The sequence below is a fragment of the Nostoc sp. ChiQUE02 genome (assembly GCF_034531305.2).
In the GTDB taxonomy this organism is placed as follows: domain Bacteria; phylum Cyanobacteriota; class Cyanobacteriia; order Cyanobacteriales; family Nostocaceae; genus Nostoc.
In genome coordinates, this window is sequence record NZ_JAVRBN020000027.1 from 13,882 (window position 1) to 27,823 (window position 13,942).

8 protein-coding genes and 1 riboswitch are annotated in these 13,942 nt (G+C 42.5%); of the genes, 1 reads left to right on the forward strand and 7 read right to left on the reverse strand.

The window, feature by feature from the left end:
* Positions 1-91: 91 nt before the first annotated feature.
* The 7 genes from RM347_RS24030 to RM347_RS24060 form a co-directional block, all read right to left on the reverse strand.
* Positions 92-2,188: a hydantoinase/oxoprolinase family protein gene (locus tag RM347_RS24030; protein WP_322715638.1), complete on the reverse strand. Its 2,097-nt coding sequence runs from the start codon at positions 2,186-2,188 to the stop codon at positions 92-94.
* 19 nt (positions 2,189-2,207) lie between these two features.
* Positions 2,208-3,041, reverse strand: coding sequence for an energy-coupling factor ABC transporter ATP-binding protein (locus RM347_RS24035; protein ID WP_322715639.1), 834 nt, complete (start codon positions 3,039-3,041; stop codon positions 2,208-2,210).
* On the reverse strand, positions 3,016-3,849 hold the full coding sequence (gene cbiQ / locus RM347_RS24040) for a cobalt ECF transporter T component CbiQ (protein ID WP_322715640.1): 834 nt from the start codon (positions 3,847-3,849) through the stop codon (positions 3,016-3,018). Before cbiQ ends, RM347_RS24035 begins: the two co-directional genes overlap by 26 nt.
* Complete coding sequence (locus RM347_RS24045; protein ID WP_322715641.1) at positions 3,846-4,148, reverse strand: energy-coupling factor ABC transporter substrate-binding protein; 303 nt, start codon at positions 4,146-4,148, stop codon at positions 3,846-3,848. Before RM347_RS24045 ends, cbiQ begins: the two co-directional genes overlap by 4 nt.
* A complete protein-coding gene (locus RM347_RS24050) occupies positions 4,135-4,914 on the reverse strand; it encodes an energy-coupling factor ABC transporter permease (protein ID WP_322715642.1) in 780 nt (259 codons plus the stop codon). The genes RM347_RS24045 and RM347_RS24050 overlap by 14 nt, the downstream gene beginning before the upstream one ends.
* Positions 4,915-4,940: 26 nt before the next feature.
* Positions 4,941-5,080: riboswitch (cobalamin riboswitch) on the reverse strand.
* 98 nt (positions 5,081-5,178) lie between these two features.
* Positions 5,179-8,001, reverse strand: a complete 2,823-nt coding sequence (locus RM347_RS24055) for an ATP-binding protein (RefSeq protein ID WP_322715643.1) — start codon at positions 7,999-8,001, stop codon at positions 5,179-5,181.
* A 280-nt stretch (positions 8,002-8,281) separates the two neighbouring features.
* Positions 8,282-10,588: a glycoside hydrolase family 65 protein gene (locus RM347_RS24060; protein ID WP_322715644.1), complete on the reverse strand. Its 2,307-nt coding sequence runs from the start codon at positions 10,586-10,588 to the stop codon at positions 8,282-8,284.
* A gap of 646 nt (positions 10,589-11,234) precedes the next feature.
* Here RM347_RS24060 and RM347_RS24065 point away from each other — a divergent pair.
* Positions 11,235-13,871, forward strand: coding sequence for an ATP-binding protein (locus RM347_RS24065; RefSeq protein ID WP_322715645.1), 2,637 nt, complete (start codon positions 11,235-11,237; stop codon positions 13,869-13,871).
* The last annotated feature ends 71 nt before the right edge of the window (positions 13,872-13,942 follow it).

Below are 13,942 nucleotides of genomic sequence, written 5' to 3' on the forward strand. Positions count from 1 at the left end.
AATATATAATAAAAATCCGAGTCTATATATTTTTACAGATTAAGGTAATTTATATTGATTATGCTGCAAATGCAGGCGAAGCCTAATAAATTCATCGATATTTACGCTGTAAAATCAGATGATTTTGTGCAGTTAATTTGGCATTCCAGTTAGATTCCACTACAATTGTGCTAATTTTTTCGACAACGATCGCAGGCCCATCAATACTATCTTCTGGTTGTAAATCTTCCCGTCGATAAACAGGAGTATCATGCCATTGATCAGTAGTAAACATCCTAACTGTTTCAACAGATAAGGGGGTTTCATCTAAAGGTCGATTACAAATGGTTAAAGGTTCTTCGGGAGTATCCATCTTCTGAATTACTTCTACTGAGGCGGATTCGACAATTAAAGTTTTCTCTAATTGAATAAAACCATAGCGAGATTTATGTTCAATCTCAAATTCTTGTCGCATCAATACTACATTGTCAGCAAAATTAACGGTCAAGGTAGAGTTAGTCCCATCATATTTTAAGTTGGCTTTCCGGATTATTTCAACTTGACTATGCGCTTCATCTATTTCACTTCTAGCTTGAGTTTCTAAAGTCTCCATTAACTGCTGTAATTTAGGGATTAATGTTTGAGTTAAAGGTTGTTCAACTCCCCCTTCTCTAATCGCCCTAATATCAGCTAATCCCATTCCATAAGCAGACAGAACGCCAGCATAAGGATGTAAAAAGATTTGTTTCATTCCTAAGGTATCGGCAATTAAACACGCAACTTGCCCACCTGCACCACCAAAACAACAAAGCACATATTGGGTAACATCATAACCGCGTTGCAGACTGATTTTTTTAATTGCGTTCGCCATATTTTCCACTGCGATCGCAATAAATCCAGCGGCTACTTGTTCGGGAGTACAATGATTTAATGTAGCGGGTTGAATGTCTTGGGCTAATTGTGTAAATTTCTGAATAACAGTATCTTTATCTAAAGGTAAATTGCCATCAATGCCAAAAACTGAGGGAAAATATTGTGGGTGAATTTTGCCTAACATCACATTGGCATCAGTAACCGCTAATGGCCCGCCACGTCGATAACAAGCAGGCCCAGGATTTGATCCAGCAGATGCTGGGCCGACACGATAACTAGAACCATCAAAAAATAGAACTGAACCACCACCAGCAGCAATGGTATTAATTGCTAATACAGGAACTCGCATCCGTGCGCCAGCAATTTCCGAATCTAGTTGTCGTTCATACTCTCCTTTAAAATGGGCAACATCTGTACTTGTCCCTCCCATATCAAAGGTAATAACTAACTCGAAACCTGCTCTTTTGCTAGTTTGAACTGCGCCAACAATACCGCCAGCCGGACCACTTAAAATACTATCTTTTCCTTGAAATTGTTCGGCTGCAACTAAACCGCCATCAGATTTCATGAACATTAATTTGACTCCGGGTAACTGACTCGCTACTTGGTTGACGTAGCGACGGAGAATAGGAGTTAAATAAGCATCGACTACTGTTGTATCTCCTCGACTAACCAACTTCATTAACGGACTAACTTGATGGGATACGGATATTTGAGTAAAGCCGATTCCTTGGGCAATCTTGGCTATTTGTTGTTCGTGATTCGGATAGCGATCGCTGTGCATAAAAACAATAGCGCAACTCCGAATTCCTGTATGGTAAACTGCTTGTAAGTCACTTTCGACTTGTTCAATATTTATGGGTATTAATTCATTTCCGTGGGCATCATAGCGTTCGTCTATCTCAATCACTTGCTCATAAAGCATGGTTGGTAAAATGATATGACGAGCAAAGATGTTAGGACGGTTTTGGTAGCCGATTCGCAGCGCATCTTTAAATCCTTTCGTGATGAGAAGAACGACGCGATCGCCTTTCCTTTCTAACAGCGCATTTGTTGCTACTGTTGTCCCCATTTTTACCACTTCTATCTCTTCATTAGGAATGGGTTCGTTGCTAGAAATACCTATGATATCCCGAATACCTTGGATGGCTGCATCTTGATATTGTTCGGGATTTTCTGAAAGTAGTTTATAGACTATAATCCATTGTTGATTAGGCAGAGGAACAATTAAAAAACGTTCAGGATGTTTTGAGAGTCCATCTATAATTGATTGATTATTAGTAACAGCGACAATATCTGTGAATGTACCACCACGATCAGCAAAAACCTTCAACATTACTCTGTTTCCTGTATAATCATGAAAAATTACGAAATAGCTCTAATATCCGTTGTCGCACTCGTTCTATAACTACTTCTTCCTCAGCAGATAGCCCATCAAATAACATCTCATATATTAATGGTACGCCCAACTCTAACTCTTCTAAAAGTGGACGCTGATTAAATACATCTTGTGGTTTACCTTCTAGCATCAGCCGCCCTTTATCCATGACAAAAACCCAATCTGCCCAGCGGTAAACTAAATCTAAATCATGGGTTGCCATTACTAAAGTAGTTCCATCCCGATGAATCTTTTTCAAAGTTGCTATCAAGTTACGAGTATGTTTTATATCTAAATAGGCAGTTGGCTCATCCAACACCAACAGTTCCGGTTGCAACACCATCACATCAGCTATAGAAACTCGCTTTTTCTGCCCTAAACTCAGGTGATGTACTGGTCTTTCTGCTAAATCAGTTAGCCCAAATTCAACTAATGCTTGCTCTACTCGGTCTTTAATTTCAGGTTCTGGCAAACCCAAATTACACAAACCGTAAGATATATCTTCTTCAACAGTAGAAGCTACTAATTGTTGTTCTGGATCTTGAAATACTAGTCCAATCTTCTGCCGTAAGTTACTAAGATAATTCCGGTTATAGATTAACGGCTCACCACGCCAACGGACAATACCGGTATTAGGTTTATATAAGCCATTAGCTAATAAGAATAGTGTAGTTTTACCACAACCATTTTGACCAATTAACGCACATTTTTTACCAAATGGAATCTTCAATGTTACACCATTCAAAGCTGATTCCTGTGAGCCTGGATAGGTGTAACTTACCTGCTCAAATTCTAGTAAATATTCCTGCATTTTGCCAAAATTCTAATCCTATTAATCCTAGACACCCGCAAATTGCTTCGATGATATATCGCGCTTGGGGATGATAGCGGCGGGGATGCCAAACTCGAAATTCACTCACAAAACCCCGTGCTTGCAATCCGAGAGAAAACTGACTATATCGTTGTAAGGTTCGCTGTAATAGTTGCCCGATTAGTAGCGCTAAACTCTTCATCCCACTAGCAAGAGTGCGGTAGCCACCACGAGAATTTTGTGCTGTCCACAATTCATCGGCTGTGTTCAGCAGGATGAAAATAAACCGATACATTAGTAATAATAAATCGGTTAAAAGCACTGGAAATCGCAAGGAACGCAGAGTTTGTAATATTTCCGTGAAAGGAACAGTTAGCATGAGAAAATATAGGCAAGAGACAGAGGCTAATGCTCTGGTTAAAATTCTAAATGCTTGAATACTGCCTCCATGACTGATATAAATATAGAAGTGTCCGAGAGTTAGTCCATACCACGAATCTAATTGTACGCTTGGCAAATCAGCGTAGGCGTAGCCCGTCGTAGACATCGCAACTCCATTCACCATCAGTGCTGGTAAACTTGTCAAACAAAAAACTATGGTGAACATTAACAAGCGGAAATAAACACCAGCCGGTATTCTTGCATAAATAACTGTCCAAATGCCCATCCAAAGCGCTATTAAAATTTGCACTAGCGGATGGGCAGCAATGGAAATAGCAAGAGTAGTAAATGCAAAAATTAGTTTATGTTCTGGTGGCAATCTTCGCAGTCGATTAGTATAAGCTAAAGTGTCTATTTGCAGGCTCATTCTTCACGTTTCTGTTGTTGGGAACGTCCTTTATACAACCCAATTGCATAACCAACTACTCCAGCACCTAAAGCTGCTTGGGAAGCAAATAATAAGCTTTCTATTTCCCCACTAGCTGGTTCAAAAAATGATTTAAACCAGGGTTTATATCCAGGTTGTATTTCAGTAATTGCTTTTTCGGCTTTGTCATCGGAACCAGCAAATTCTCCACCACACACAAATATTAACGGTGCAACCGCTAAAGCTATAACTGCTACTACCAACAACCAGTTACTCAACCCTTTTTTAGATTGACTCATTGCTTTGACGCCCCTGCTTGATTAATTTCAACAATTCCAATTCTTGAGGATTATAAGATTGCAGCCAGTTCCACACCAACACAGTTAGCAATCCTTCACTAATTGCTAAGGGAACTTGAGTAATGGCAAAAATTCCGGCGAATTTAGTAAACGAAGCGATAAACCCGCCAACAGGTGCAGGAAAAGCCAGGGCGAGTTGAATAGAAGTGATAATATAGGTGAGTAAATCTGCGATCGCAGCTGCTAAAAATATGGCGATTTTTTGTTTACCACCCAACTTTATTGTGAGATTATATATCCAGTAAGCCATAAATGGTCCAGCGATCGCCATCGAAAAAGCATTTGCCCCCAGCGTCGTCAAGCCGCCATGCGCCAGCAACAAAGCTTGAAACAACAATACTAAGCTACCCAAAACCGACATAGTCAGAGGGCCAAACAGCACCGCACCTAACCCTGTTCCCGTAGGATGAGAACAACTACCTGTAACGGAAGGGATTTTTAACGCTGACAGCACGAAAGTGAAAGCACCAGCCAAACCCAGCAGTAGTTTCAGTTCCGGGTTAGCTTGGGTAATGCGAGTCAGACTACGCAATCCGAGTAGAAAAAATGGTAATGCCACAATCCACCAAAAAATTGCCCACTGCACGGGTAAAAAACCTTCCATAATGTGCATGGCGTAGGCAGGTTTGGGTAAACCAACTACTAGATAAAAACTGATAACTCCCATCAGGGTTAGACTGACTAACGCCTGTTTTTTTCTTTTCATAATCTGTACCTCGCAGATTTATGTAAACGAATTGATTCTAACCGGCGGGCATCCTGACTCACCTAATTTTGGTTCACAGTTGCGGGACAGCGCCGGATTTACACCGGACTTTCCCCCTTGCGTCCGATGGCTGCTTCCCATCAGAACCGATTGGAGTAACTATATCACCATTACCAAGTTTGAGCAGCGACTTTTTACCCTTTCGAGCAAAGTTAATCATTCTACTTTAGTTAAATTTTTAACTACGTAGGATGATGTCGACAATTAGATAGCTTGCTGATTTAGCGGAATTACAATTACAAATTCTGTCCCCTGCCCAGGAGCAGAAATACATTCTAATTTTCCCTGATGTTTTTGGGTGATAATCTGGTAACTAATAGATAAACCCAACCCAGTACCTTTACCAATTGGTTTAGTCGTAAAAAATGGTTCAAATAAGTGTTTTTGTATAACTTCTGGAATACCCAAACCATTGTCGCCAATCCGAATAACTACTTGCTTTTGGTTAGTTAGTTGGGTGTGAATGCGAATTTGTCCTCTGTCATTAGTAGTTTGTCCTTTGTCGGTTGCAAATGACGAATGACTAATGACTAATGACTCTTCTAAAGCATCGATCGCATTTGCTAGAAGATTCATAAATACTTGATTCAGTTGTCCAGCGTAACATTCTACTAATGGTAGATCGCCGTACTCTTTAATCACCTCAATTGTTTGATTGTTAGATTTAGGTTTGAGGCGATGTTCTAGAATCATCAACGTATTATCTATACCCTCATGGATATTCACAGCTTTCATTTCTGCTTCATCTAACCGGGAAAAGTTTCGCAGAGATAGGACAATTTCTGTGATTCGTTCGGCACCAACTGTCATCGAAGTGAGCAAGTTTGGCAAGTCTGCAATCAGGAAATTTAAGTCGATCGCTTCTGTTTCTTTTTGAATTTCCGTTACTGGATGAGGATAGTTTTGCTGATATAGTTGCAGCAGTCTCAGTAAATCTTGGATATATTGATTGGCATGGGTGATGTTGCCATAAATAAAGTTTACTGGGTTGTTGATTTCGTGCGCTACACCTGCTACCAACTGCCCCAAACTGGACATTTTTTCACTCTGCACTAATTGAGATGCTAGCTGCTTTGCTTCTTGGCGCAATTGTGCTTCTGAGTATCGCAATATCTGCTCTGCTTGTTTGCGCTGCGTAATGTCGTGGAGAATGACGACATATTCCTGAAAATCCTGATGGGGTCGGTCTGAAATGGAAACTTCCAGAGTTCTGTTTTTCCCATTACCGATGAGGTTTTGTTCACTACGCTTTGTCCACTGGTCTGGATAGTAGACTAATGCGGGTAGCCATTTGTTGAGGTAATTTCCCCGCAACTCAGATGGGTTGACACCAAAGAACGATTCAGTCGCTGGGTTAGCTTGCCGGATAATGCCTTGATCGTCTACGACTAAAATACCATCCTGGGCGACAGTAAACAGGTGTTCGGCAGCTTCACGGGCTTCTGCGATCGCCACCACTTGAGGTAAACTTGTCCAACAAGCGATCGCAACTCCCACAAATGCCACGCTCATCAGCAACACCACAAATATATTTTCACCGCCCGCAGTTGCCACTTTATTAAGTTTGACACCAAATAACCAGCCAACTCCCACGGCGCTGCACAGTAAAAAAATCAGGATGCTCACCTGAAGAATTACTGAGTCTTTGATGATTACCACAGAGGGTTTGCGATATCGCCGCATCCACCAACTGGGATGGAACGGAGGGAAATTCACACGGCGAATCACCGCATCTATTCCCATGACACCAATAGGAAATAATAACCCAATGAGCAAGTTGAGCCAACCCCAGGCTAGTCCACCCACCAACAGCACCACAACTTCTAACAGCAGAATGCCCAGAGATATCCGAGGGAACAAAACTTCTTGGCGATCGCGCCGGAGCCAAAGCCCTAGATGCAGTAACATAAAGGAGACAAACCAGCCGATGTTACCAACGGCTACGATTCGCGCTACATCTCCCCAAATCAGATAGATTAAGCACAACACTAGTGTCAATGTCAATGCTGGAACAAACACACCCCGACGTGAGACAACGGCAAATACTGGTGAGATGTGTTTATCTAAGGCCAACTGATACAAAATTCGCGGACAATTAGAAACGACTGTTGCCGAACCTAAAAGACTTGCAGCTACTAGCAAGAAAGAAACACTTACACCAGCGAATCTTCCCCAAAAAGGTAGGGAAGCCGCTACAAGATTCAGGAAAGCATTGTCTTTAAGGTTTGGATCTGTTGCTAACCGCATCACTACCCAAGATCCCCCCAAAAAGATCGGTGGCATCATCCAAGCTGCAACGTCGAGAAAACGTAGTGTTTGACTAGGGCGGCGGCTATCGGCGACAAAGGAAGAAGCCGTTTCACAGCTGTAGGTTGCATAAGTGACGAAAAAGAACCACTTTGCCCAATCCACGAAGTTAAAAGGTGACCAATTGCTAGGAAAAAACCCAGGACTAACGGGAGAAAAGGCTAACCAGCAGAGACCTTGCACACAAAAGATGATTAGCAGTCCAAAGGCTGGAATTATAAAGAACAAATGTAAAATACTCAGGGCACGAGTACCACTAAACGCCACTATAAACGGCAACAGTGTAAAGCTAATCTCCAGAAATATATCTGGACAAGCAATACCCAGCGCCTCCAAATTCACTTTGATTAAATCTTTGAGTACGATTGTATTAACTGCTAAGTAGGAAACCCAATTGAGCAGGTATCCAATTGCTGCATAGTTAGCAAGTCCTGGGTAGTGTTGCAGTAGCTTGCTAGCATAGTTAGGTGTTCCTCCTGCCACATTCATAAAATGCATACCCAAGCGTTTTACCTGATAGTTGAGCAGCATTCCGAAAATCACTGCGGGTATCCAGACAAAAATAGCTTGGGAACCAAGAGCAGCATGAATTGCTGGAACCAATGCTGTCCAAGAAATATGAGCTGTCAAACCAAAGCCCCAACTTTCAACAGCACTCAGGCTTCTAGTCAAGCGAGGGTAAGAAGATTGGCCCAAAGTGGCATGAGCAGGATGGGACATGATTGGCAGTGTTAGATGGGATACTGTAATTAAGCTTATTAGCTAGAGTTCCCATCTCTTAAGTATTCTGAACAGAGATTTTCTGCTCTAAATCATACTTAGATGTTCAGTATATCACCAGAGAAAATTACCTTCACAACACCAGCATTTATTCACACCTACGCCTTTTTTAGTCAATACAGCGGTTTCAATTGAAAACCGCTGTATGGGAAGCAATTAGACGGACATTAAGATGAAATAGGCAAAATGCCCACCTCACAAGACTTTTAAACTGTCCTTTCTACAAGTGAAACTCTGAACTATCAATTAAAACTTCATCCAACTCGAAGATAACCTCACTAGTTTTTGAGCGTGTATCTTCCAAGATGGGAACCTTGACTTCTGTTTCGGCTTGTAAGTCGAAATCATACCACTCGTTACGCCATTGCAGGCGAAACTTCAAACGCGTCCAGTTAGGTGGTAGGTTGGGACAGGCAACGGGGCCAAACTGAGTCATCCGAATACCGCCAAACCCGAAAACTACCGCTTGCCATACTCCTCCAGCACTGGCAGCGTGAATCCCTTCGGCGGCGTTCAGTCTCACATCCTCCAAGTCTACCAAGGCCGATCGCAGAAAGTGTGTATAGGCTTCGGTTGGTTTATTAAGGTCGCAAGCTAAGATGGCGTGAATGGCTGGGCCTAGTGAAGAACCATAACTGTGGTCGGTGCGCTGGTTGTAATAGTCCCAGTTGGTGGCGAGGGTTTGATGGTCATAACGTTCGCGCAGTAAGTACAGGAGCATCAACACATCTGGCTGCTTGAGAATCTGCTTTTGGCTTGTGGCTTCAATTCCCAACAAACCTTGCAGAGATTTGCTGCGCGGTTCGTAATCAGCCAGGTTAACGTCTTCTAGCTGGAAAAAGCCTTCAAACTGCTCAATTAAACCCGTTTGGGCATCTTCATTTACAAATAGACGCTCTTGGATTTCCGCCCAACGGTGCAGACGCTCTGTGGTTAAATTGAGTTTTTGGACCAGTTGTGCTGAAGTTTCAGGGTAAGCTTGTTTGAGCCAGTCCCATAGTCCCAAAGCTGACTGCAAATGCCACTGTACCATCAGATTGGTGAAGGCATTATTATCAACGCGATCGTGATTTTCATCAGGGCCAATCACATCTAAGATGTCATAGCTGTGGCGCTCTTGGTTCCACTGCACCCGACTTTCCCAGAAAACAGCCGTATCTAGGATAATTTCCGCGCCATAATCCCGCATCCACTCATCATCGTTGGTAGCCTGCCAGTAGTGTAAAACTGCATAAGCGACATCAGCGGTGATATGCACTTCAATGTCACCACACCAGATGCGGATTAATTCACCGTTAGGAGCTGGTACCCAGCGCGGAGTCACTTCATCGCCAGTAGTGGCACTTTCCCAAGCAAACATCGCTCCTTGATAACCTGCTTCTTGGGCTTTGCGTCTAGCTCCTGGTAAGGTGTGATAGCGGTAGGTGAGCAAGTTACGCGCTAGAGCTGGTTGAGTTAAGGTGAGGAAGGGAAGAATGAATATTTCCGTATCCCAAAAGATGTGTCCGCTATAGGCAAAACCAGATAGGGTTTTGGGAGGGATGCTGACTCGGTCATCGTGACGCGGTGTTACAGCTAGTAATTGGAAGAGATTGTAACGGACGCTCAATTGAGCCAAGCGATCGCCTTCTATAATAATGTCACTGTCTTGCCACACTTGCTCCCATGCAGCAATGTGAGCAGCCAATAGGGTCGTATATCTGGGTTCATCAGCGAGCCTTTGTAGAGCTGCTGCAACGGGAATTTTTGTCTCTCGTGAAGTAAACAGGGTGACAATCTTTTCTACAGTCGTCGTTTTTCCTGGATATAACTCTAAGGTGGTTATCAAAGTGGGAGAACTAGAAGCATTTTCGACGCTCACCGATGTAGTCTCGTCACCATCTACCACTAACTTAGCCGCCATTCCAAGTTGAATACCTGAGTGGAGGGTTTGACTATTTAGCCAGATAATCTGATCTATGCCACCTTGGTTTAAGGTTTGCCAATGTTTAACGCCTTGGTTATGTGGTTCGCTGTCAAATCCTGCTTCGATGGTAATTTCACCCTCAAAGTCTACGGATGTAATTTGAGCGCGAATCGCTAAAACATGTTGGTCTGCTAAACTAGTGAAACGCTGGAAGTGAAAATCTAGGGTATGACCACTAGGACTACGCCACCGGACATCACGACTAACTAAACCTAAGCGCAGATCGAGGCGACGTTCATAGTTAAGAATCTCACCACTGTCCATGCTAAAGCGTTCGCCAGCTACTTTCACCACCAATGGCAGCCAGTTGGGACAGTTTACTAGTTCGGTATTAGCAATTGTCACATCATCATAAACACCGTGGATGAGTGTGGCTGGAAAATCCTGGGAATACCCTTCCTCAAACGTACCCCGCACTCCCAACAACCCATTACCAAGAGTGAAAACTGTTTCCTTGTGATGTAACTGCGTCGGGTTAAACTCCGTTTCAATAACGTTCCAGTCAGCATTGTCAATTAATTGCTGATTTTGTTGAGAGTTGTGAGTGGATACGTTGAGCATGAGTAATAAAACCTATGTCTTGGGGCTGGCTGTGGACAGTATGCAGTACAATTAAGAGCAATCTTTAATTGATTAACTCCTTTTCTCTAGCGCCTAGACTTGAATATAGCCTAAACACAAAAAAAGACGTTCCCATTAACAGTAACGTTTCAAATTTCATCTGTCTACAGTTAGATTTCGTTAAGAACACCAGTTAGAACTCATAAATCTCAATTAGCTATGAATTGATCCAGTTTTCCATCAATTTATTTCATATTTATCAGCCTTACATTACTTACTCATCAGCACGATGAATAAGTAATGCTTGCTTCAATTATTTTTGTTTTTTATTTTTAATTTAAATTACCAATCAGGGGACTGAGGAAGAGGCAGAGGGGCGGGGTGCGGGGTGCAGAGGAGAGGAATTTTCCCCCTACTCCGTGCTCCCATGCTTCTTCCCCAGTCCCCAATCCCTTTGAAGATCGTAATATTTTGGCTGGTAAAATCTACAGGTGCAGTTAACTAACATTTTGTTCTTTTGCCATAAGTGGTATATTGGCACTTGACCCGACTGAGTACAAACTATGCATAAGCCCACAGGACAGCGAAGTCGAGGTGTTGTACTTAGTACTAAAGGACAGAAAGGGGTAGCATGGAGAGTGGGCAGATGAACAAAAATACTGGGCAAAGTGGTGTTTTTTCCCTGTTCAAAGGCGTACCTCTAAATCGCATCCTGATAGCGTTGTTTCTGCTGCAAATCTTGCTAGCTGTGGGATTGACTGCATACTTATCAATTGGCAATGGGCAAAAGGCAGTCAATGAGGTAGCTAGCGAATTGCGTCATGAAGTTGCCAATCGAGTAGAGCAGAATTTACAGACTTATCTCTCAACCCCACGTCAAGTACTACGCAGTAATCAAAATATCATTGACATGGGGTTGCTGAAGATAGAAAATCTTGCAACCTGGGAGTCATACTTAATAGAGCAGTTAAAGTTATTTCCAGATGCATTGGGCTTAACGGCAAGCAATGAACAGCAAGAACACCTAACGGTTGAGAAGCTCAACGATCGCCAATTTTTACTCAGAAAAGCCGACAAGTCAACTGGGTACGACCTCTACACCTACAGAATTGACTCTCAAGGTCAACGTACCCAACTACCAGAAGTGATCAAAAACTATGATCCGCGATCGCGTCCTGATTATCAAACAGCAGTTAACGCCAAAAAATTCAGCTTTAGTCAGATTTTCACACCCCTCACCGAACCAACACTTTTTATTAGTGCTTCTCAACCTATATATAACTCACAAGGTCAGTTACTCGGAGTCAACAGCACTCTAACTCACTTATCAGAAATTGGGGATTTGCTGCAAAATATTAAAGTTGGCAAGTTTGGGCAAATTTTTATTATCGAGCGATCGGGGCTATTAATAGCAAGTTCCACAACCGAAGAACCATTCCGCTTACAAAATGGTAAACCCATTAGGTTAGCAGCTTCCCAGAGCGGGAATTCCTTTACTCAAGCAACTGCTAAATATTTAGCAACTAAATTTACTAACTTTGACCAGATTCAAAGTTTACAGCAACTAGATTTCTCCTTTAACGGCAAACGACAATTTTTAGAAGTTAGACCGTTACAAGGCGAACCAAATGTCAACTGGTTGATTGTGGTGGCTGTCCCAGAAGCAGACTTTATGGGACAGATTGATCGCAACACTCAAACCATAATTTTTCTCTGTTTAGGAGCATTAGGATTAGCTACTTTACTGGGAATTATCACCGCCCGTTGGATAACTCAGCCAATTCTGTACTTCAGCACGGCGACAAAAGATTTAGTCGATTTTACCAATAGCGAAGACTCAGTGATGAAAGTACAGGGCATTAAAGAGTTGGAGATACTGGGTGGATCTTTTAACGAGATGATGCAGCAGTTATGCAAAACCTTTACTGCACAGATTACCAAAAATGAAGAGTTAGAATTGCAAGTTAAGCAGCAAACTCAAGAATTACAGCAAGAGATTCAAGAACGCATTAACAGCGAGCGAAAACTAAGCCAGCATAGTCAAGTACTGCTAGAACTGACAAATCACAAAGCGATTTCAGAAGGTAATCTGGAAACGGCATTCAAAGTCATTACCGAGAAAGCAGCAAATGCTTTAGAAATAGAACGAGTCAGTGTATGGTTATTCAATAGCGATCGCACCAAACTACAATGTATAAGTCTCTATGAACGTAGCGACCAGAGACATTCGGCAGGTCTAGAACGCAACCTTGCAGATTATCCAATCTACTTTAGAGCTTTGGCATCTGCCCGTACCATCACCATCACTGACACTCACACCGATCCACGGGTACAAGAATTATGGGATGAACTTCTAGAACCAAATAACATCCTATCCCTAATTAATACCTCTATTTGGGTTGGCGGCGAAGTGGTAGGAACGGTATTGTATGAGCAGGTTAGTATTCCCCGAATATGGGAACTGAGTGAGCAAAACTTCATTAGCTCAATAACTCAATTTGTCGCCCTGACTTTAGAAGTATGCGATCGCAAACGTGCAGAATCCGCTTTGCGTGAGGCTAAAGAAGCTGCCGAAATCGCAAATCGTGCCAAAAGCACCTTTTTAGGAAACATCAGCTATGAACTCAGGACTCCCTTAAACTCCATTCTGGGAATCACAGAGGCACTTCAATATGAAGTGTACGGCCCTGTGAGTGAAGAACAGCGTCAGTCTCTAAATATCCTCGAATCCAGCGGTAAGAATTTACTAGAATTGATTAACCAGATCCTTGACCTTACCGACACCGAATCCAGCAAGATAGAATTGCAACTTGTTGCTACTTCGATTCAGGAATTATGTGACTCTAGCCTGAGTTTTGTCAAACATCTGGCGTTCCAAAAAAATATCCGGCTGAGAGTACAAGTACCTGAAGAACTCGAACCCATCCAAGTCGATGAACGCCGTATTCGCCAAGTATTTATCAACCTGTTGACTAACGCGATCAAATTTACTAAAGAAGGAGGCGAAGTCTGGATTGAAGTCCAGCCAAATTCTACAAATGAATATATCTTTTTCAGCGTGGTCGATACGGGTATTGGTATGCTTTCCGATGACCTTTTCAAATTATTTCAACCTTTTGTCCAGGTTGAAAATGCCTCTATCCATCGTTCCCCAGGCACTGGTTTAGGATTAGTAATGGTGCAAAGAATTGTAGAGTTGCACGGTGGTACTGTCCATGCCGAAAGTCAGTTAGGGAAAGGTAGTCGATTTACAGTGAAGCTTCCTTGGAAAAAAGCCGGATAATAGAAAGTGGGGAGTACAGAGTTTTCCTCGTTTCCATACTCCATACGAGAATGCATTTATTGAGTCTCTGA

Bases quoted from the DNA above. Each gene is read 5' to 3' on its own strand.
- RM347_RS24030 (WP_322715638.1), bottom strand. From the start codon at position 2,188: ATGTTGAAGGTTTTTGCTGATCGTGGTGGTACATTCACAGATATTGTC.
- RM347_RS24045 (WP_322715641.1), bottom strand. From the start codon at position 4,148: ATGAGTCAATCTAAAAAAGGGTTGAGTAACTGGTTGTTGGTAGTAGCA.
- RM347_RS24050 (WP_322715642.1), bottom strand. From the start codon at position 4,914: ATGAAAAGAAAAAAACAGGCGTTAGTCAGTCTAACCCTGATGGGAGTT.
- RM347_RS24035 (WP_322715639.1), bottom strand. From the start codon at position 3,041: ATGCAGGAATATTTACTAGAATTTGAGCAGGTAAGTTACACCTATCCA.
- RM347_RS24060 (WP_322715644.1), bottom strand. From the start codon at position 10,588: ATGCTCAACGTATCCACTCACAACTCTCAACAAAATCAGCAATTAATT.
- RM347_RS24055 (WP_322715643.1), bottom strand. From the start codon at position 8,001: ATGTCCCATCCTGCTCATGCCACTTTGGGCCAATCTTCTTACCCTCGC.
- RM347_RS24065 (WP_322715645.1), top strand. From the start codon at position 11,235: ATGAACAAAAATACTGGGCAAAGTGGTGTTTTTTCCCTGTTCAAAGGC.
- cbiQ (WP_322715640.1), bottom strand. From the start codon at position 3,849: ATGAGCCTGCAAATAGACACTTTAGCTTATACTAATCGACTGCGAAGA.